Source organism: Streptomyces sp. NPDC058751, from assembly GCF_042746485.1.
Taxonomy (GTDB): domain Bacteria; phylum Actinomycetota; class Actinomycetes; order Streptomycetales; family Streptomycetaceae; genus Streptomyces.
Genome location: NZ_JBHYPZ010000001.1, coordinates 263,773 through 282,422, shown reverse-complemented (window position 1 = coordinate 282,422; position 18,650 = coordinate 263,773). Strand labels below are relative to the sequence as shown.

13 protein-coding genes are annotated in these 18,650 nt (G+C 72.2%); 8 read left to right on the top strand and 5 right to left on the bottom strand.

Annotation, left to right across the window (positions count from 1 at the left end):
• Positions 1-67 precede the first annotated feature (67 nt).
• Positions 68-1,225: an acyl-CoA dehydrogenase family protein gene (locus ACFW6B_RS01175; RefSeq protein WP_386591179.1), complete on the top strand. Its 1,158-nt coding sequence runs from the start codon at positions 68-70 to the stop codon at positions 1,223-1,225.
• Between the two features lie 34 nt (positions 1,226-1,259).
• Positions 1,260-2,132, top strand: coding sequence for an acyl-CoA thioesterase II (tesB, locus tag ACFW6B_RS01170; protein ID WP_386591178.1), 873 nt, complete (start codon positions 1,260-1,262; stop codon positions 2,130-2,132).
• 48 nt (positions 2,133-2,180) lie between these two features.
• Here tesB and ACFW6B_RS01165 read toward each other — a convergent pair whose 3' ends face one another.
• Positions 2,181-2,969, bottom strand: coding sequence for a phosphatase (locus ACFW6B_RS01165; protein WP_386591177.1), 789 nt, complete (start codon positions 2,967-2,969; stop codon positions 2,181-2,183).
• Positions 2,970-3,030: 61 nt separating this feature from the next.
• Positions 3,031-4,788 carry a helix-turn-helix domain-containing protein gene (locus ACFW6B_RS01160; protein ID WP_386591176.1) on the bottom strand — a complete coding sequence of 586 codons (1,758 nt, stop codon included), beginning with the start codon at positions 4,786-4,788 and terminating at the stop codon, positions 3,031-3,033.
• A gap of 180 nt (positions 4,789-4,968) precedes the next feature.
• Here ACFW6B_RS01160 and speB point away from each other — a divergent pair, with 180 nt between their 5' ends.
• Both speB and ACFW6B_RS01150 read left to right on the top strand, forming a co-directional pair.
• Positions 4,969-5,937, top strand: a complete 969-nt coding sequence (gene speB / locus ACFW6B_RS01155) for an agmatinase (RefSeq protein WP_386591175.1) — start codon at positions 4,969-4,971, stop codon at positions 5,935-5,937.
• On the top strand, positions 5,934-7,619 hold the full coding sequence (locus ACFW6B_RS01150; protein WP_386591174.1) for a thiamine pyrophosphate-binding protein: 1,686 nt from the start codon (positions 5,934-5,936) through the stop codon (positions 7,617-7,619). The genes speB and ACFW6B_RS01150 overlap by 4 nt, the downstream gene beginning before the upstream one ends.
• A 25-nt stretch (positions 7,620-7,644) precedes the next feature.
• Here the strand turns inward: ACFW6B_RS01150 and ACFW6B_RS01145 are convergent, their stop codons facing one another.
• Positions 7,645-8,448 carry an endonuclease I family protein gene (locus tag ACFW6B_RS01145; RefSeq protein WP_386591173.1) on the bottom strand — a complete coding sequence of 268 codons (804 nt, stop codon included), beginning with the start codon at positions 8,446-8,448 and terminating at the stop codon, positions 7,645-7,647.
• Between the two features lie 296 nt (positions 8,449-8,744).
• Between ACFW6B_RS01145 and ACFW6B_RS01140 the strand changes: the two genes are divergently transcribed.
• Together ACFW6B_RS01140 and ACFW6B_RS01135 are read left to right on the top strand one after the other, a co-directional pair.
• Complete coding sequence (locus ACFW6B_RS01140) at positions 8,745-9,662, top strand: serine hydrolase (protein WP_386591171.1); 918 nt, start codon at positions 8,745-8,747, stop codon at positions 9,660-9,662.
• Positions 9,663-10,042: 380 nt separating this feature from the next.
• Positions 10,043-13,771 carry an ABC transporter ATP-binding protein gene (locus ACFW6B_RS01135; RefSeq protein ID WP_386591170.1) on the top strand — a complete coding sequence of 1,243 codons (3,729 nt, stop codon included), beginning with the start codon at positions 10,043-10,045 and terminating at the stop codon, positions 13,769-13,771.
• Here ACFW6B_RS01135 and ACFW6B_RS01130 read toward each other — a convergent pair.
• Entirely contained in the window at positions 13,755-14,231 is a 477-nt protein-coding gene (locus tag ACFW6B_RS01130) for a hypothetical protein (protein ID WP_386591169.1), read from the bottom strand. The two genes, ACFW6B_RS01135 and ACFW6B_RS01130, sit on opposite strands and share 17 nt — an antisense overlap.
• A 208-nt stretch (positions 14,232-14,439) precedes the next feature.
• Here ACFW6B_RS01130 and ACFW6B_RS01125 point away from each other — a divergent pair, with 208 nt between their 5' ends.
• Positions 14,440-14,829 (top strand): hypothetical protein, encoded by a 390-nt coding sequence (locus ACFW6B_RS01125; protein ID WP_386591168.1) that lies wholly within the window; start codon positions 14,440-14,442, stop codon positions 14,827-14,829.
• Between the two features lie 87 nt (positions 14,830-14,916).
• A complete protein-coding gene (locus ACFW6B_RS01120; RefSeq protein ID WP_386591167.1) occupies positions 14,917-16,389 on the top strand; it encodes a S28 family serine protease in 1,473 nt (490 codons plus the stop codon).
• 50 nt (positions 16,390-16,439) lie between these two features.
• On the opposite strand, the gene ACFW6B_RS01115 is transcribed toward ACFW6B_RS01120, so the two are convergent.
• Positions 16,440-18,308, bottom strand: a complete 1,869-nt coding sequence (locus ACFW6B_RS01115) for a glycoside hydrolase family 3 protein (RefSeq protein ID WP_386591166.1) — start codon at positions 18,306-18,308, stop codon at positions 16,440-16,442.
• Positions 18,309-18,650 lie beyond the last annotated feature (342 nt).

Genomic DNA, 18,650 nt, shown 5'->3' with positions numbered 1-18,650 from the left:
GGCGGGTAACCTGATAAATGAGCAAGCGCTTAGACATGACTCAGGTATCCAGGCGGAGGTGGCGGCGGTGCGCCGTACTGTGTTCAACGAGGACCACGAGGCGTTCCGGGAGACCCTGCGCGCCTTCATCGAGACCGAGGTCGTCCCGGTCTACGACGAGTGGCTCGCCGCCGGCCAGGCGCCGCGCGACTTCTACCACAAGCTCGGCGAGCTGGGTGTCTTCGGCATCCGCGTCGACGAGGAGTACGACGGCGCCGGCATCGACTCGTACAAGTTCGAGGCCGTCGTGTACGAGGAGACCGCCCGCGCGGGCATCACCTTCGGCGGCTCCGGCGTGCACGTGCTGCTCGGCCTGCCCTACATCAAGATGCTCGCCAGCGACGAGCAGAAGAAGCGCTTCCTGCCGAAGTTCGTCTCCGGCGAGGAGATGTGGGCCCTCGCGATGACCGAGCCGGGCACCGGTTCCGACCTCGCGGGCATGAAGACCACCGCCAAGCTCTCCGAGGACGGCACGCACTACGTCCTCAACGGCGCCAAGACCTTCATCACCGGCGGCGTCCACGCCGACCGCGTGATCGTCTGCGCCCGCACCTCCGCGCCCACCGCCGAGGACCGCCGCCACGGCATCTCGCTGTTCGCCGTGGACACCAAGTCCGAGGGCTACTCCATCGGCCGCAAGCTCGACAAGCTCGGCCTGAAGACCTCCGACACCGCCGAGCTGGCGTTCGTCGACGTGAAGGTGCCCGTCGAGGACCTGCTCGGCGAGGAGAACAAGGGCTTCTACTACCTCGGCCACAACCTCGCCTCCGAGCGCTGGGGCATCGCCTTCGGCGCCTACGCGCAGGCCAAGGCCGCCGTCCGGTTCGCCAAGGAGTACGTCCAGGACCGCACCGTCTTCGGCAAGCCGGTCGCCCACTTCCAGAACACCAAGTTCGAGCTGGCCGCCTGCCAGGCCGAGGTGGACGCGGCCGAGGCCGTCGCCGACCGCGCCCTGGAGGCCCTCGACGCCGGTGAGCTGACCCCGGCCGAGGCCGCCAGCGCCAAGCTGTTCTGCACCGAGGTCGCGCACCGCGTCATCGACCGCTGCCTCCAGCTCCACGGCGGCTACGGCTTCATGAACGAGTACCCGATCGCCCGCCTGTACGCGGACAACCGGGTCAACCGCATCTACGGCGGCACCAGCGAGATCATGAAGACGATCATCGCCAAGGACATGGGCCTGTAAGGTCCGAGAAAAGACTGCGCGGTACAACTGCCTTATGAGCGAGGCACTCAGGTCTCTCCTCGATCTGCTCGATCTCGAGCGGATCGAGGAGAACATCTTCCGCGGCCGTTCCCGGTCCGCCGTCGTCCCCCGGGTCTTCGGCGGGCAGGTGGCCGCGCAGGCCCTCGTGGCCGCCGGGCGCACGGTCCCGGAGGACCGCCTCGCCCATTCCCTGCACGCCTACTTCCTGCGGATCGGCGACCCCGGAGCACCCATCGTGTACTCCGTGGACCGCATCCGCGACGGCCGCTCCTTCACCACCCGCAGGGTGGTCGCGGTCCAGCACGGACAGCCGATCTTCCACCTCTCCGCGTCCTTCCAGACGTACGAGGAGGGCATGGAGCACCAGGCCCCGATGCCGCCCGCGCCCGATCCGGAGTCGCTGCCCACGACCGCCGAGCAGCTGCCGCTGTACGCCGACGTCTTCACCGACGCCGAGGTCGTGGAACGCATCCTGGAGGCACGCGAGTCCGTCGACCTGCGCTACGTCGACGCGCCGCCGTACGCCACCGTCGGCGAGGCCCGCGAACCGCGCTCCCAGGTGTGGTTCCGCACCAACGGCAAGCTCGCGGACGACCCCCTGCTGCACGTCGTCCTCGCGACGTACGTCTCGGACATGACGCTCCTCGACTCCATCCTGCTCGCCCACGGGCGCGGCGGCTGGGTGACCGGCGACGTCGTCGGCGCCTCGCTGGACCACGCGATGTGGTTCCACCGCCCGTTCCGCGCCGACGAGTGGCTGCTGTACGACCAGGAGTCGCCGTCCGCGTCCGGCGGCCGGGGCCTTGGCCAGGCCCGCATCTACACCCAGGACGGCAGGCTGGCCATCTCGGTGATCCAGGAGGGCGTGGTCCGCGTCCCCCGGTGAGACCGGCGTACCGCCGGCGCCGGGGGCCGCTGTCCGAGAAGCCGGAACTCAGGCCAGGCCGGCTTCTCCCAGCAGGTACGCCGTCATCGGGTCGTAGTGGCGCGGGCTGAGGACGTGGTCGTCGAGCGGGACCACGACCTGGAGCGTGCCCTCCGACTCGGCGAGGAAGAGCGCCGGGTCGTTGCAGTCGGCGTAGCCCACGGAGTCCACGCCGTGCTGCCCCGCGTAGCCGGCCCAGCCGTGGTCGGCCACGACCAGGTCGGGCAGCGGGCGGCCCTCCCGCTCCAGCGCGGTGAGGATCGCGCGCATCGGCTCGCCCGAGTGCGTGTGCCACAGCGTGGCGCCGTGCTCCAGGACCGCCACGTCCGCGAACTGCATGACGTACCCCTCGTTCGTCTGCAGACCGTCCGGGATCACCACGATCTCGCAGCCCGCCGCGCGCAGGGCGGCGGCCGTGGCCCGGTGCACGTCCAGCAGCCCGCCGGGGTGACCGGTCGCGAACAGGACCCGCTGTCTGTCCTCGGCCGCCTTGCGCAGCCGGCCCGCGAGACGGTCCAGGGCGTCCACGGTCAGCTCGGGGTCGATGGTGTCCTGGCCGTAGCGGTGCTCCGGGTCGTCGTTGACGCCGACCCGCTCCGCCATCACCGCGAGCACGTCCTGCTCGTCGCTCCAGCGGTCGCCGAGTTCCAGGCCGAGCCACCAGTTGCGCTCGCCGTTCGCCAGTTTGCGGTAGTGGGACAGGTTGTTCTCGCGGGGGGTGGCGACATCGCCCGCGATACGGGTCTTCACGAGATGGTCGACGAGTTCGGCGCGGCTGGGCGTCCCGGGTATCGGCATAGCACCATTGTGCCGGTGCGCCGTCGCCCGGAGCGCGACCGCCCGGCCGCTGGGACGCGCGTCACTCGGCCGCCGGGGCCGCGGGGCCCTTCCCGGCGCCGCGCGCCCCCTCGTCCCTGAGCGCGAACCACAACTCCATCCGTACGTCCGGGTCGTCCAGGTCCGTGTCCAGCAACGCGGCGCAGCGGGCGATGCGTTGGCGGACGGTGTTGCGGTGGACCGAGAGCGCCACCGCGGTGCGGTCCCAACTGCCGTGCAGGGAGAGCCAGGTGCGCAGCGTCTCGGTCAGGGCGGGGGTCTTGGCGACGGGGGCGAGGAGCGACCTGGCGTGGGCCTCGGCGTGCGCCGGGGGGACGAGGTCGGCGAGCGCGGGACGCTCGCCGTGCCGGACCAGGACCGCCCGGGTGGCGCGGGCGCGGGCCAGCGCGCGGGCCGCCTGGGTGTCGGCGGCCGTCCACCCGTGCGGGCCCGTGGGCTCGCTGACCCCGCAGGTCCAGCCCGGCTGCGCGGCGGGCACGCGGTCGGCGGGGACGAGGACGCGGACGACGTCGTCGCCGGCGTCCACCAGCGCGGAGCCCAGCGCGGCCGCCAGCGCGGACGCGGAGACGGCGTCCGGCGCGGGGCCGTCCCCGGCGGGGCGCGCGTGCACGACCACCCACTCGTCACCGCCGAGAAGGGGTGCCACCGTCTCGGGCGCCGCGCCGAGCAGCAGCCGTACCAGGGCCGTCGACCGCGCGGCCCCGCTCGCGCTCTGGTGTTCCCCGGTGAGGAGGGAGAGCAGCACGGACGCGACCGAGGCGATCGTGTGGTCGCCGGGGTCGCGGCGCGGCGCGGCGACGCCCAGGACGAAACCCTGACCGCTGCCGAGGGCGTAGGCCGTGAGGTGGACACCGCCCACGGTGTCGGTGGCCGAGGCCGGGGCGGGGCCCCGGTCCTGACGGGGCCGCACGACACCGGCGAGCTCCCCGAGCACCGCCTCGGGAGCCGGCACCCCCACCGGGCGTCCGGAAGCCGCTGGGGCGCCGGGAGTTGCCGGGGCCTTCGGGGCCGGGTGGGGTGCGGGTGCCGGGTGGGGCCCGCCCGCGGGGGGCGTCGCCTCCGGTGGGACGGTCCCCGCGTGGGTCAGCGCCGTGCCCTCCGGGCCGTACAGCACCGCCCAGCCGTTCAGCCGCCGGGCGAGCTGCCGCAGCACGGCCGGCACCGGATCGGGACGGGCGGCGGCGACCGCCAGGCTCTGCTGGGCCTCCGTCACCCGGCGCAGCTCGGCCAGCCGGGCCCGGGCCATGAGCTGCCACACCGCGCGGGCGATCCCGGAGAACGTCGTCCGGGGCGGGACCTCCAGCAGGGGCAGCCCGTAGGTGTCGCAGGCGGCGACGAGGGCGGGCGGAACCGTGTCGTGGACCGGCGCCAGACCGAACCCCAGGGCCGCGCCGCCCGCCGCGACGATCCGGGAGACGTAGCCGTCGAAGTACTCCTCCGGCCCGGGCCCGCCGTCGCCGGAACCGGCCGTGGCGGGCACGTGGACCCCCGCCGTCAGCAGCAGCTCGCCGCCCAGCAGGTACGGATAGGGGTCGGCCATCTCCGAGGTGTGCGCCCAGTGGATCACCGTGCCGGGCTCCGCGGGCCCGGCGATCAGGCGCAGACCCAGGTCCTCGCGGGCCAGGAGTGCCGACAGCGGCACGGGAGGGGTCGGCGGCACGGCAGGGGCGGACGCGGCCGGGACGGACACCGGGGGGACGGACGCGGGCGGGACGGCCGGGACGGCCGACGGTGGTGAGTCCGGCGGTGGTGAGTCCGGCGCGGTGGACGGTTCCTCCATCCCGTTTCCTCCGTTCCTCCGTCCCGTCCGGACCGGGGTGGACGATTCATCCATTCCGGTCGGATCGAATGGATGAAACGTACACTTCGCAGCCGCCGTCCGGCCACTTAAGGTCGGTCCCGACCGGCAGTCGCGGGTACGTTCGTGTATGACCAGGCGCAGGAAAGTAGGCATTACCAGATGAGCAGCAACGAGACGCCCCGCGGCCCCGTCGACTCCTCCCGCGTCCCGCGGTACGCCGGTCCCGCGACCTTCGCCCGGCTGCCGCGCCTCGACGAGGTCGACACCACCGACGTCGCCGTCGTCGGCGTGCCGTTCGACTCCGGTGTCTCGTACCGGCCCGGCGCCCGCTTCGGCGGCAACGCGATCCGCGAGGCGTCCCGGCTGCTGCGCCCCTACAACCCGGCGCAGGACGCCTCCCCGTTCGCCCTCGCCCAGGTCGCGGACGCCGGCGACATCGCGGCGAACCCGTTCAACATCAACGAGGCCGTGGAGACGGTGGAGGCCGCCGCCGACGAGCTGCTCGGCACCGGCGCCCGTCTGATGACCCTCGGCGGCGACCACACCATCGCGCTGCCCCTGCTGCGCTCCGTCGCCAAGAAGCACGGCCCCGTCGCGCTGCTCCACTTCGACGCGCACCTCGACACCTGGGACACCTACTTCGGCGCCGAGTACACCCACGGCACCCCGTTCCGCCGCGCAGTCGAGGAGGGCATCCTCGACACCGAGGCGCTCTCCCACGTCGGCATCCGCGGCCCGCTCTACGGCAAGCAGGACCTCACCGACGACGAGAAGATGGGCTTCGGCATCGTCACCTCCGCCGACGTCTACCGCCGCGGCGCCGACGAGGTCGCCGACCAGCTCCGCCAGCGCATCGGGAACCGCCCGCTCTACATCTCCATCGACATCGACTGCCTCGACCCGGCGCACGCGCCCGGCACCGGCACCCCGGAGGCGGGCGGCATGACCTCCCGCGAGCTCCTTGAGATCCTGCGCGGACTGTCGTCCTGCAACCTGGTCTCCGCCGACGTGGTCGAGGTCGCCCCGGCGTACGATCACGCCGAGATCACCGCGGTGGCCGCGTCGCACACCGCGTACGAGCTGACCACCATCATGTCGCGCCAGATCGCGGAGGCCCGAGGCAAGTGACCCACGACCACGACCTGGTTCTCCGCCCCACGGCGGCGCAGACGGAGGCGGCACTCAACCCTCCCCCCGGCCGCACCGGCGGAGACCTGGTCGTGGAGACCCTCGCAGGGCTGGGTGCGACGACCGTCTTCGGGCTGCCTGGCCAGCACGCGCTCGGCGTGTTCGACGCGCTGCGCCGCTCCTCGCTGAGGTACGTCGGCCTGCGCGTCGAGAACAACGCGGGCTTCGCGGCGGACGCCTACGGCCGGATCACCGGCGAGGCCGCGCCGCTGCTGCTGTCCACCGGCCCGGGGGCGCTGACCTCGCTGGCCGCGCTCCAGGAGGCGCGCGCCGCCTCGGCTCCCGTCCTCGCCGTCAGCAGCCAGGTCCCGACCGCGGGACTCGGCGGCGGACGCCATGGCTACCTCCACGAACTCCCCGACCAGCAGGCGTCGTTCAGGGGCGTGGTCAAGTCCGTCCACACGGTCCGGGCGCAGTCGCAGATCCCCTCCGCGATCGCGGAGGCATGGGAGTCGGCGCTGACCGCCCCGCACGGCCCGGTCTGGGTGGAGATCCCGCAGGACGTCCTGCTCGCCGAGACCCTGCTGCCCCGGGTCACGGCGGTGGACGCGACCCCGCGGGACCTGGTGCCGCGCCCCGAACTGACCGCGCTGGCGGCCCACCTGCTGTCCTCGGCGGACCGCCCCGCGATCATCGCGGGCGGCGGTGTCGTCCGGGCGGACGCGTCCGGAAAGCTGAAGTCCCTGGCCCAGAGGCTGAACGCGCCGGTCGTCACCACCTACGGCGGCAAGGGCGCCTTCCCCTGGACCCATCCGCTCTCGCTCCAGTCCTGGCTGGAGGACCGGCACACCACGGACTTCCTGGAGGACGCGGACGTCCTGCTGGTCGTCGGCTCCGGTCTCGGTGAACTGTCCTCGAACTACCACACGTTCGAGCCCCGCGGCCGGGTGATCCAGATCGAGGCCGACCTCGGCAAACTGGAGTCCAACCACCCGGCGATCGGCATCCACGCGGACGCGCGCCTCGCGCTGTCGGCGCTCCTGGAGACGGTGGAGGAACGCCCCGACCCCGCCGCGGCGGACCGGGTGAGGGCGGTTCTCGCCCGGGTGGCCGAGCGCATCGCCGCACAGGAACTCACCCTGGAACAGGACGTGCTGGCGTCCGTGCGCCGTGCCCTGCCGGCCGGTTCGCCGTCCTTCTGGGACATGACGATCCTGGCGTACTGGGCGTGGGCGGCCTTCGACCCGCGCGGGACGAACACCATGCACTCCGCCCAGGGCTCGGGCGGTCTCGGCTACGGCTTCCCGGCGGCGCTGGGCGCGGCGGCGGCCGACCCCACCCACCCCGTCCTCGCGGTCTCCGGCGACGGCGGAGCGCTGTACTCGATCGCCGAACTCGCCACGGCCCGGCAGCACGACATGGACGTCACCTGGCTCATCGTCGACGACGGCGGCTACGGCATCCTGCGCGAGTACATGACCGAGGGCTTCGGCGAGACCACGGGCACGGAGCTGGCCCGCCCCGACTACGTGGCCCTGGCCGAGTCCTTCGGCGTCCCGGGAGTCCGTACGACCCCCGGGACGCTGGAGGCGGACCTGGCGAAGGCGCTGGCCGAGCCCGGACCCTCGGTGGTCGTCCTGCCGACGCGCCTGCGCATGTTCGCGCCGACCCACCTGGGCTGAGCCACGCCCTCGCCGGGCCGCCCGTCTACCAGATCGCCTCGACCCACTCCGGGTGGTCGATGAACGGGTTGCGGTTGTGCTGGTAGGTGTCGTAGATGACCTGGTTGCGCCGCTCCTCGAAGGCGCTCGGCGGGTCCGCCTCGTTCCACGCCTTGAGGACGGAGAGCTTGCCCATGTACGGGTTGCTCCCGTTGTTCACCTTCTCGTTGGGCTCCAGGTTGGCGAAGCCGTCGTCACCCTCGTAGCGCACGGCCATGTAGAGGATCATGCGGGCCACGTCGCCCCGGTCGGCGGCGCGCGGCGCGAAGGAGTCGGAGTCGACGGTGCTGCCGCCCCCGTTGGTGACCGCGCTGCCGCCGTTGTCGAAGTCCAGGTTGCCGCGGATGCTGTTGACCTGGACGTCGCAGGCGCGCAGGTGGTGCAGGTCGGTGCCGGGGCCGATCGCCTCGCCGAAGTCGCCGTGCGACTTGGCCCAGGTGTGCTCGCGGTTCCAGTCGCCGACGTCGCCGCCGTTGAGGGACTTGGCGCGCGAGACGCCGCTGTACAGCAGGATCACGTTGCTGGTGTTGTTCGGGTCCTGGTCGGCGGCCATCAGCGCGTTCCAGACCGCGGAGTACGAGATCTTGGTCTGGCTGCTGATGATCGTGTGGAGGGAGGACTTCAGGCTCGTGCCGGACTTGCCGACCGCGTTCTTGTAGTACGTGCTGTCGTACGCGGTGGTGGTGGCGCTCGCGGGGGTCGCGGTCATCGTCGGGAGGGTGATCCCGACGAGGACTGCGGAGGTGGCCACCGCCAGGGTCTTCCAGCGGCGTATTTGCGTGGCGGGCATCGTGGGGTGTCCGTTCTACGCGGGTTGAATGGAGCGGTTAACCGGGAGAGTGACATGCACATGCGGTTCTGTGGGTTAAGGGGACGTGTTGGTTCTGTGTCGGGATTCAACAATTCGCCCACCGCGTGCGAGACATGACGTAAAGGACGGGGCCCGGCCGGGACCGCGGGCCGGACGCCCGAACCCGGAACATCCGTACCTGGAACGCCAGTACAACTATCGGGTCCCCCTGGGAGTCATTGGAGGCGGCGCGCCCTCGGCGCGCTCGTATCGCTTCAAGGGGATGGGAAGCCTCCATGACTCACCGGATATCCCGGGGTGCCCGTGTGCTCGCAGCGAGCCTCGGTGCCGCGGTGATCGTGCCGATCGCGGTCGGCGCGACCCCGGCCTCCGCCGCGCCGGCGGTCACCTGTACGTCGAGCAAGGCCGGCCTGGCCGCCAAGCTCCAGACGGACATCACCGCGGCGCTCGCGAACCGCCGGGGCACCGTCGCGGTCGGCCTGTACGACCGTTCGACCAACACCACCTGCACGCTCCGCGCCACCACCTCGTTCGACTCGGCCAGCACGGTGAAGGTCACCGTCCTCGCCGCGCTGCTGTGGGACGCGAAGAAGCACAACCGCTACCTGACGAGCACCGAGACGTCGCTCGCCACCAAGATGATCACCCAGTCGGACAACGCCTCGACCACCAAGCTGTGGAACCAGCTCGGCATGACGAAGATCAAGGGCTTCCTGACCGCCGCCGGGATGACGAAGACCGTGCCGGGCACCGGAGGCTACTGGGGCCTGACCCAGATCAACGTCACCGACGAGCAGAAGCTGCTCAAGCTCGTCACCGCCAAGAACACGGTGCTGAGCGACAACGCCCGCGCCTACATCCTGAAGCTCATGGGCCAGGTCGTCTCCTCGCAGCGCTGGGGGACACCGGCCGGAGCGCCCTCGACCGTCGCCGTGCACGTCAAGAACGGCTGGCTCTCGCGCTCCACGGGCGCGTGGCGCGTGCACAGCCTCGGCACCTTCAACGGCGGCGGCCGCGACTACATGATGTCGGTGCTCACCGTCGGCAACAGCACCATGGACTACGGCGTCGCCACCATCCAGGCCGTCGCCAAGGTCATCCACAAGGACCTCGTGCCGACCACCGTCGCACCCCAGCGGTACACGCCGACCTCGCAGCCGACGGAGGCCTTCCCGGCCGTCCCGGCGAGCTGACCGGGGCGTATCCCCGCACCGTCACGCCCGGAGCCCCGCGTCCGCGCTCCGTCGCCCTAGGGCCTGTCGTCAAATTCCCGCCTGCCTCGCGACGCCTGGCACGCACTCTCGCCGCACCGGGCGAAAGCCCCAGTACGTCCAGTACGAGGACTTCCGCCCGGCACGCCGAGAGCACGCACCAGACGCCGCAAGGCCGCCCTTCGGGCGACGACGAGAATTTGACGACAGGCCCTAGGTCCTGTCGTCCGCCCGCCCGGTCCCGTACCGGGCGGGCGGACGCGCGTCCGGGGGCGGGCGGACGGATTGTTGCGGAGGGATGAAATCCGCTTCGTTCGGTGTTGGTGCCTTCCGGCGGAGTGAGATCTACGGAAGGTGCCGGAGTGGCGACGGAACGGGGATGGGCCCGGCGGCTCGCCGGGTACGCCTGGCGGTACCCGAAGGACGTGGTGCTCGCGCTCGGCTCCTCGCTGGGCGGCATGGCCCTGATGGCGGTGGTCCCGCTGATCACCAAGGTGATCATCGACGACGTCATCGGCGACCGCAGCCGGGGCATGGCCCCCTGGGCGGGCGCGCTGCTCGGCGCCGCCGTCCTCGTCTACGCCCTCACCTTCGTCCGCCGCTACTACGGCGGCCGGCTCGCCCTCGACGTCCAGCACGACCTGCGGACCGACATGTACGGGACGATCACCCGGCTGGACGGGCGGCGCCAGGACGAGCTGTCCACCGGGCAGGTCGTGGGCCGCGCGACCAGCGACCTCCAGCTCATCCAGGGCCTGCTGTTCATGCTCCCGATGACCATCGGGAACGTCCTGCTCTTCCTGATCTCCCTCGCGATCATGGCCGCGCTGTCCCTGCCGCTCACCCTGGTCGCGCTGGCCGTCGCCCCGGCCCTGTGGTTCGTCGCCAAACGCAGCCGCTCCCGGCTGCACCCCGCCACCTGGTACGCGCAGGCGCAGGCCGCCGCCGTGGCCGGTGTCGTCGACGGGGCCGTCAGCGGCGTCCGCGTGGTGAAGGGCTTCGGCCAGGAGGAGCAGGAGACCGGCAAACTGCGCGAGGTCGGGCGGCGGCTCTTCGCGGGCCGGCTGCGGACCATCCGCCTCAACGCCAGGTACACCCCGGCCCTCCAGGCCGTGCCCGCCCTCGGCCAGGTCGCGATGCTCGCCCTCGGCGGCTGGCTCGCCGTGCGCGGCCAGATCACGCTGGGCACCTTCGTGGCCTTCTCCACCTACCTCGCGCAGCTCGTCGGACCGGTGCGGATGCTGGCCGTCGTGCTCACCGTCGGACAGCAGGCCCGCGCGGGCGCCGAGCGCGTGCTGGAGCTCATCGACACCCGGCCGTCGATCAAGGACGGCACCAAGACCCTGCCGGCCGACGCGCCCGCCACCGTCGAGTTCGACGACGTGTCCTTCGGGTACGAGGAGGGCCGGCCCGTCCTGAACGGGCTGAGCTTCGAGATCCGGCCCGGCGAGACCCTCGCCGTCGTCGGCTCCTCCGGCTCCGGCAAGTCGACGGTCTCGCTGCTGCTGCCCCGCTTCTACGACGTGACGCACGGCGCCGTCCTCATCGGCGGGCACGACGTCCGCGAGCTGACCGCCGAGTCCCTGCGCGCCGCGATCGGCCTCGTCCCCGAGGACTCCTTCCTCTTCTCCGACACCGTCCGCGCCAACATCGCCTACGGACGTCCCGAGGCCACCCAGGAGGAGATAGAGACCGCCGCCCGCGCCGCCCAGGCGCACCGGTTCATCGCCGAACTGCCCGGCGGCTACGACACCAAGGTCGGCGAGCACGGCCTCACCCTCTCCGGAGGCCAGCGCCAGCGCGTCGCGCTCGCCCGCGCCATCCTCACCGACCCGCGCCTCCTCGTCCTCGACGACGCCACCTCCGCCGTGGACGCCCGGGTCGAGCACGAGATCCACGAGGCGCTCGGGCAGGTCATGGAGGGCCGCACGACCCTGCTGATCGCGCACCGCCGCTCCACCCTCAACCTCGCCGACCGCATCGCCGTCCTCGACGGCGGCAGGCTCGCCGACATCGGCACCCACGACGAGCTCCAGGCCCGCTCGGCGCTCTACCGGCGGCTGCTCACCGACCCCGACGAACTGGGCGGCGTCTCCCCGGGACACGCCCTTCCGGCCGCGCCGCACGAGGACACCTCCGTACGCGAGGAGCTGGACGCCGAGTTCGACGCCGAGCGCGGGGTGACACCGCACCTGTGGACCGGCGACCGCGAGCCCCGGGACACCGCGCTCGACGGGATGCCCGCCACCCCCGGACTGCTCGCCCAGGTCGAGGCACTGCCCCCGGCCACCGACGCGCCCGACGTCGACGAGGTCCGCGCCGTCACGCCCGAGGACTCCTACGGACTGCGCCGGCTGCTGGGCGGCTTCGGCGCCCCGCTGCTCGTCAGCCTCGCCCTGGTCGCCGTCGACGCGGTGATGACGCTGCTGCTGCCGGTCCTGATCCGGCACGGCATCGACCAGGGCGTCACCCGGCTCGCCCTCGGCGCGGTCTGGGCGGCGGCCGCCCTCGCGCTGATCACCGTGCTCGTGCAGTGGGCCGCGCAGATCGGCGAGACCCGGATGACAGGCCGCACCGGCGAGCGGGTCCTGTACGCGCTGCGTCTGAAGATCTTCGCGCAGCTCCAGCGCCTGGGACTCGACTACTACGAGCGCGAGCTCACCGGCCGGATCATGACCCGGATGACGACCGACGTCGACGCCCTGTCCACGTTCCTGCAGACCGGGCTCGTCACCGCGTTCGTCTCCGTCGTCACCTTCTTCGGCATCATGGCCGCCCTGCTCGTGATCGACGTACAGCTGGCGCTGGTCGTCTTCACGACGCTGCCGCCGCTGGTCGTCGGCACGTTCTTCTTCCGCCGGGCGAGCGTGAAGGCGTACGAGCTGGCCCGCGAGCGGGTGTCGGTGGTCAACGCCGACCTCCAGGAGTCGGTGTCCGGGCTGCGGATCCTCCAGGCGTTCCGGCGCGAGGAGGCGAGCGCGCGGAGGTTCGCGGAGGGCAGCGACAGCTACCGCAGGGCGCGCATACGCGGCCAGTGGCTGATCTCCGTCTACTTCCCGTTCGTCCAGCTCCTGGCCTCCGGGGCCGCGGCGGCCGTGCTGGTCGTGGGCTCCCACCGGATCGGCTCCGGCACGCTCACCACCGGCGCGCTGGTCGCCTACCTCCTCTACATCGACCTGTTCTTCGCGCCCGTGCAGCAGCTGTCGCAGGTGTTCGACGGCTACCAGCAGGCCACCGTCTCGCTGGGCCGCATCCAGGAACTGCTCCGGGAGCCGACCTCGACGAAGTCCGCCGACGCGCCGCGGGAGGTGCCCTCGCTGCGGGGCGAGATCGCCTTCGAGGACGTCGGCTTCGCCTACGGCCGCGCGGACGACGCCGAGGAGGCGCTCAGCGAGGTGTCGCTGAGCATCCCCGCCGGACAGACCGTCGCCTTCGTCGGCGAGACCGGCGCGGGCAAGTCGACGCTCGTGAAACTGGTCGCCCGGTTCTACGACCCGACCACCGGACGGGTGACGGTCGACGGCACGGACCTGCGCGACCTGGACATCACCTCCTACCGGCACCGGCTCGGCGTCGTCCCCCAGGAGGCCTACCTCTTCCAGGGGACCGTCCGCGACGCCATCGCCTACGGCCGCCCGGGCGCCGGCGACGCCGAGGTGGAGGCCGCCGCCCGCGCGGTCGGCGCGCACGACATGATCGCCACCCTGGACGGCGGCTACCTCCACGAGGTCGCCGAGCGCGGCCGCAACCTCTCCGCCGGCCAGCGCCAGCTCATCGCGCTGGCCCGCGCCGAACTGGTCGACCCGGACGTGCTGCTGCTCGACGAGGCGACGGCCGCGCTCGACCTGGCGACCGAGGCCCTGGTCAACCAGGCCACCGACCGGCTGGCGGGCCGCCGCACGACGCTGGTGGTCGCCCACCGGCTGACGACGGCCGCCCGCGCGGACCGGGTCGTGGTGATGGACCACGGCCGGGTCGCCGAGGACGGCACCCACGAGGAACTGCTCCGCCTGGACGGCCGTTACGCGGCGCTGTGGCGGACCTTCGTGGGTTCCCCGGAGCCCGAGGAGCCCGTCAGCTCCTCGGCCTGATGCCGGAGATCCTCTTCGTCGCCAGGTCCGACTGCACCGTCAGATAGGTGTACGTCGGGTGCTGCGGGGAGCCCCAGGTCAGCCGGACCGTCGACCAGGTGTGCCCGGCCCCGCTGTCGCCCGCCGTCACCTTCCAGGCGCTCGGCACGTTCTGGGCGCGCAGCACCCCGTCCGCGTGCTGCCGGTTCTCCCAGGCGGCGAGCTGGGCGCGCAGCGCCGGCGTCAGGTAGAAGGCGCGCAGCCGTGTGCTCAGACGGCCCGGATCCCCGTCGGTCACGGCGTCGATGTAGGCGCCGTAGAAGTCGGCCACCCGGTCGTAGGCGGGGCCGTTGCTCCCGCTGCGGGCGGGTGGCGCCGCGGTGGAGCTCGCGACGGCCGGCGCCGAGGCGCCGGCGGCGATCAGCAGGGCCGCGGCGACGACCGCGCGGCGGGTGGTGAGGGGGGAGTCGGTGCCGGACATGGTGAACCGCCTTCGTTTCCCGATGGGTTGGACCCATGGACTGGACCCGTGGGTTGGACCCGGGAGGAACGGGCGCGGTTGTCACCGAAGAAGGCAAAGACCTCGCAAGGGCGAGACGCGCCGACGCCGAGGCACAGCGGCACGCAACCATCCGCCGTACGTCCTGCGTCCGTACACCAGTACGCTGAATGCCGCGGGAGGGACGACAGTGGACAGTGGTGCGATACGCCGGCGGTTGGCGCTCGGCCTGGCCGTGCTGACCGCGGGCGGACTGCTCGCCTTCATGAGCCCGGCCAGCGCCCAGGCCGCCTCCTCTTCCTGCTCGGGCCGCAAGGTCCGCACCCTGCCCTTCACGACCGGTTCCGTGCAGGTGTACAAGCGCAGCGGCTACGTCTGCGCCGTGACCTTCCCCCAGTCGCGGGGATCACGCAAACGGATGTCCGTCAGCGTGCAGGCGCGCGGCGGCAGGCCGGTGGTGAACTCCGGGAACTTCGCGCATCACGCGGGTCCGGTGACCCTGTACGCGGGCCATCGCTGCGTCCGGGTCAAGGGCTCGGTCGGCTCGGGGTCGATCAGTTCCGGCTGGATCCTGTGCTGATCCACATATGACCCAAGACCCCCTGGCGTCACGGGAGTTGCTCCGCTAGGTTCCGGCGGACATCTGCGTATTCCCAGGGGAGGGTGCATGCGCAAGGCGCTCAGAGGGCTGCTCGTGCTCACGGTGCTCATCGGCACGCTGGGCACGGCCGGGACGGCCACCGCCGGCCCGCCGCAGGCCCACGGCACCAACGGCACCACAGGAGCAACCGGCACGGCCGACGAGGACAAGGACATCCTGGACCGGCTTCTCGCGGTCCCGGGCATGAGCCTCGTCCAGGAGAAGCCGTACACCGGCTACCGGTACTTCGTCCTGAACTACACCCAGCCGGTCGACCACCGGCACCCGTCCAAGGGCACGTTCCAGCAGCGGATCACCGTGCTGCACAAGGACACCGCGCGCCCGACGGTCTTCTACACGGGCGGCTACAACGTCTCGACCACGCCCAGCCGGCGCGAGCCGACCCAGATCGTGGACGGCAACCAGGTCTCCATGGAGTACCGCTACTTCACGCCGTCCCGGCCCGAACCGGCCGACTGGTCCAAGCTCGACATCTGGCAGGCCGCGAGCGACCAGCACCGCATCTTCGAAGCCCTCAAGCCGGTCTACGACAAGAAGTGGATCTCCACGGGCGGCTCGAAGGGCGGCATGACCGCCACGTACTACGAGCGCTTCTACCCCCGCGACATGGACGGCGTCGTCGCCTACGTCGCGCCCAACGACGTCGTGAACGACGAGGACTCGGCGTACGACCGCTTCTTCCGGCAGGTCGGCACCGAGGAGTGCCGCGACCGGCTGAACGCCGTGCAGCGCGAGGCGCTGGTGCGCCGCGAGCCGCTGGAGAAGAAGTACGCCCAGTACGCGGCCGACAACGGCTACACCTTCACCACGGTCGGCAGCCTGGACAAGGCGTACGAGGCGGTCGTGCTCGACTACGTGTGGGGCTTCTGGCAGTACAGCCTGCTGAAGGACTGCGAGTCGATCCCCGCGGACGCCGCGCACGCGAGCGACGACGACATCTGGAACTCCGTCGACGCGATCTCCGGCTTCTCGTTCTACACCGACCAGGGCCTGGAGCCGTACACCCCGTACTACTACCAGGCGGGCACCCAACTGGGCGCGCCCACCATCCACTTCCCGTACATCGAGAAGAAGTACGTCCGCTACGGCTACCAGGCCCCGCGCAATTTCGTGCCGCGCTCCATCCCGATGAGGTTCCAGCCCTCGGCGATGCGTGACGTGGACGGCTGGGTCCGCAGCCACGCGCACCACATGCTGTTCGTCTACGGCCAGAACGACCCCTGGGGAGCCGAGCGGTTCCGCCTCGGGTCCAAGACCCGCGACTCCTACGTCTTCACGGCTCCGGGCCTGAACCACGGCGCCAACGTCGCCGGGCTCGCCGCCGAGGAGAAGGCGCTCGCCACCGCCCGCATCCTCGACTGGGCGGGTGTCGCCCCCGCGACAGTGCAGGCGGACCCCTCGGCGGCCCGGCCGCTCGCGCGGTTCGACGCGAAGCTGGACGTCCGCGACACCGAACGGGACATGACCCTGCGCCCGTGAACGGAACAGGGCCGGCCCGCCCGCGTCACACGGGCGGGCCGGCCCTGCCGTCAGTAGCCCAGCCCGTACCCGATCGGGTAGAGCACCTGTGCCGGGTCGTCCGCCCGTTGCACGGGCACCGGCAGCCTGCCGCGCGGGTCCGCCCGGCCGGCGATCACCCGGGCGGCGGCGCGCACTTCGACGTCGGTCCAGGAGTACGAGGCCAGGAAGGCGCCGACGCCGGGGATCCGGGCGATGTCGTACGGGTTGCGGACGGCGACGGCGGTCACCGGGACCCCCGTGGCGACCAGACGTTCGACCAGGGTCTTCTGGGACCCGGTCGCCGTCAGGTTGTACGTCAGCGCGACCACCACGTCCGCGTCGGCCGCCGCCGTGACGGCCCCGGCGATCGTGGCCGCCGACGGCGCCGTGCCCGTGGACAGGGCCGTCGCCGTGAAGCCCAGTCCGGTCAGCGCGGCGGCCATGACGGCGGTGGGCGGCCCGTCGGACAGCGACGGCGAGGCGGGGTCGGCGCCCACCACCAGCACCCTCGGGGTGCGCAGCCGGGACAGCGGGAGCAGTTTCTCCTCGTTGACCAGCAGCGTGGTGGTGCGCTCGGCGATCCGGTCGGCGGCCCTGAGGTGCGCCGGGACGCCGACCACCCGGTCGACGTCCGCGTCACGGACGTACGGGTCGCCCAGCAGCCCGTGCTTCGCCTTGAGCCGCAGGACGCGCAGGACCGACTCGTCGAGCCGGGCCTCGGTCAGCTCGCCGCCGCGCACGGCGTTCAGCACCGCGTTCCACGCGACGCGCAGGTCGGGCGGGTTGAGGAGCTGGTCGACACCGGCCTTGAGCGCGAGGACGGGGACGCGGTCGTCGCCGTACTTCGTGCGCACGCCCTCCATGCCCAGGGAGTCCGTCACCACGACCCCGTCGTAGCCGAGTTCGCCGCGCAGGATGCCGGTGAGGATCGGGTGGGAGAGGGTGGCGGGGTCACCGGACGGGTCGAGCGCCGGGACCATGATGTGCGCGGTCATGATCGAGTCGATGCCGACGCGGATCGCCGCCCGGAAGGGCACCGCGTCGAGCTCCGACCACAGTTCGCGGCTGTGGGTGATGACGGGGAAGCCGAAGTGGCTGTCCACGGCGGTGTCGCCGTGGCCGGGGAAGTGCTTGGCCGTGGCCGCGACACCCGAGCCCTGGTACCCCTTCACCTCGGCCGCCACCAGGCCCGCCACCGCGTCCGGATCGGCCCCGAAGGAGCGCACGCCGATCACCGGGTTGGCCGGGTTGACGTTCACGTCGGCGACGGGGGAGTAGTCCTGCCGGATGCCGATCGCGCGCAGCTCGGCGCCGCCGATGCGGCCCACCGTCCGGGCGTCGGTCCGCGAACCGCCCGCGCCCAGCGCCATGGCGCCCGGGAACAGCGTCGCGGGCTTGCCCACCCGGGTCACTATCCCGTGCTCCTGGTCGGTGGAGATGAGCACCGGCAGCCCGCGCGGCAGCTCCAGCGAGGCCCGCTGGATGCCGTTCGACAGCGCGGCGATCTGGTGCGGATCGCGGGTGTTGTGCGCCCAGGCGAAGTAGATGATGCCGCCGACGCGGTACTCGGCGATCAGCTCGGCGGCCGTGCGGACGCCGATCTCCCTGAGGTTGGCGTCGACGTCGGCCTGGTCGGGCGCGGTGGCCGAATGGCCGTACACCCGCATGACGAAGAGCTGGCCGACCTTCTCCTCCAGGGCCATACGGGAGATCAGGGCGCGCAGGGCCTTGTCGGTGCCCGGGCGGGCGCCGGCCGCGTGGGCGCGGGGGCCGGCGGCGAGGGCGGCGGTGATGCCCGCCGAGGCGGCGAGGACCGTACGCCGGGAGGGCCTTGACGGTCTGTCCGGTTCGGCCGGGCCGGCCGGTCTTGCGGTGCTTCCCGTGCTGGAGTCGCGCACGAGCGCTCCTTCCCTCGTGAAGGAAACTTCCGAGGAGCCACGAATATCCGGGAAGTTTCTTCCAGTCAAGGGTGTGCACAGGGCGCGCCGGGCCGTGCCGGTCCGGTGGGTGGGTCGGGGCCGTGCCGGTACATCCGCCCGTCGCCGTCGGACGAGAGGTGGCCGTCGGTGGCGACGGGCATCTGATGTACCGGCACGGCCCCTTCCGCCGGATCCCGGCCGCGGGGGTGCGGTGGCTTGGGCCCAGTCCCTCACCGGCGTGGCTTTCAGCCCCTCCGGCGTTTGAGGAGCGGGGTCCGGGGCGGAGCCCTGGGTACGGGAAGGGTAGGGGCGGAGGGGGCG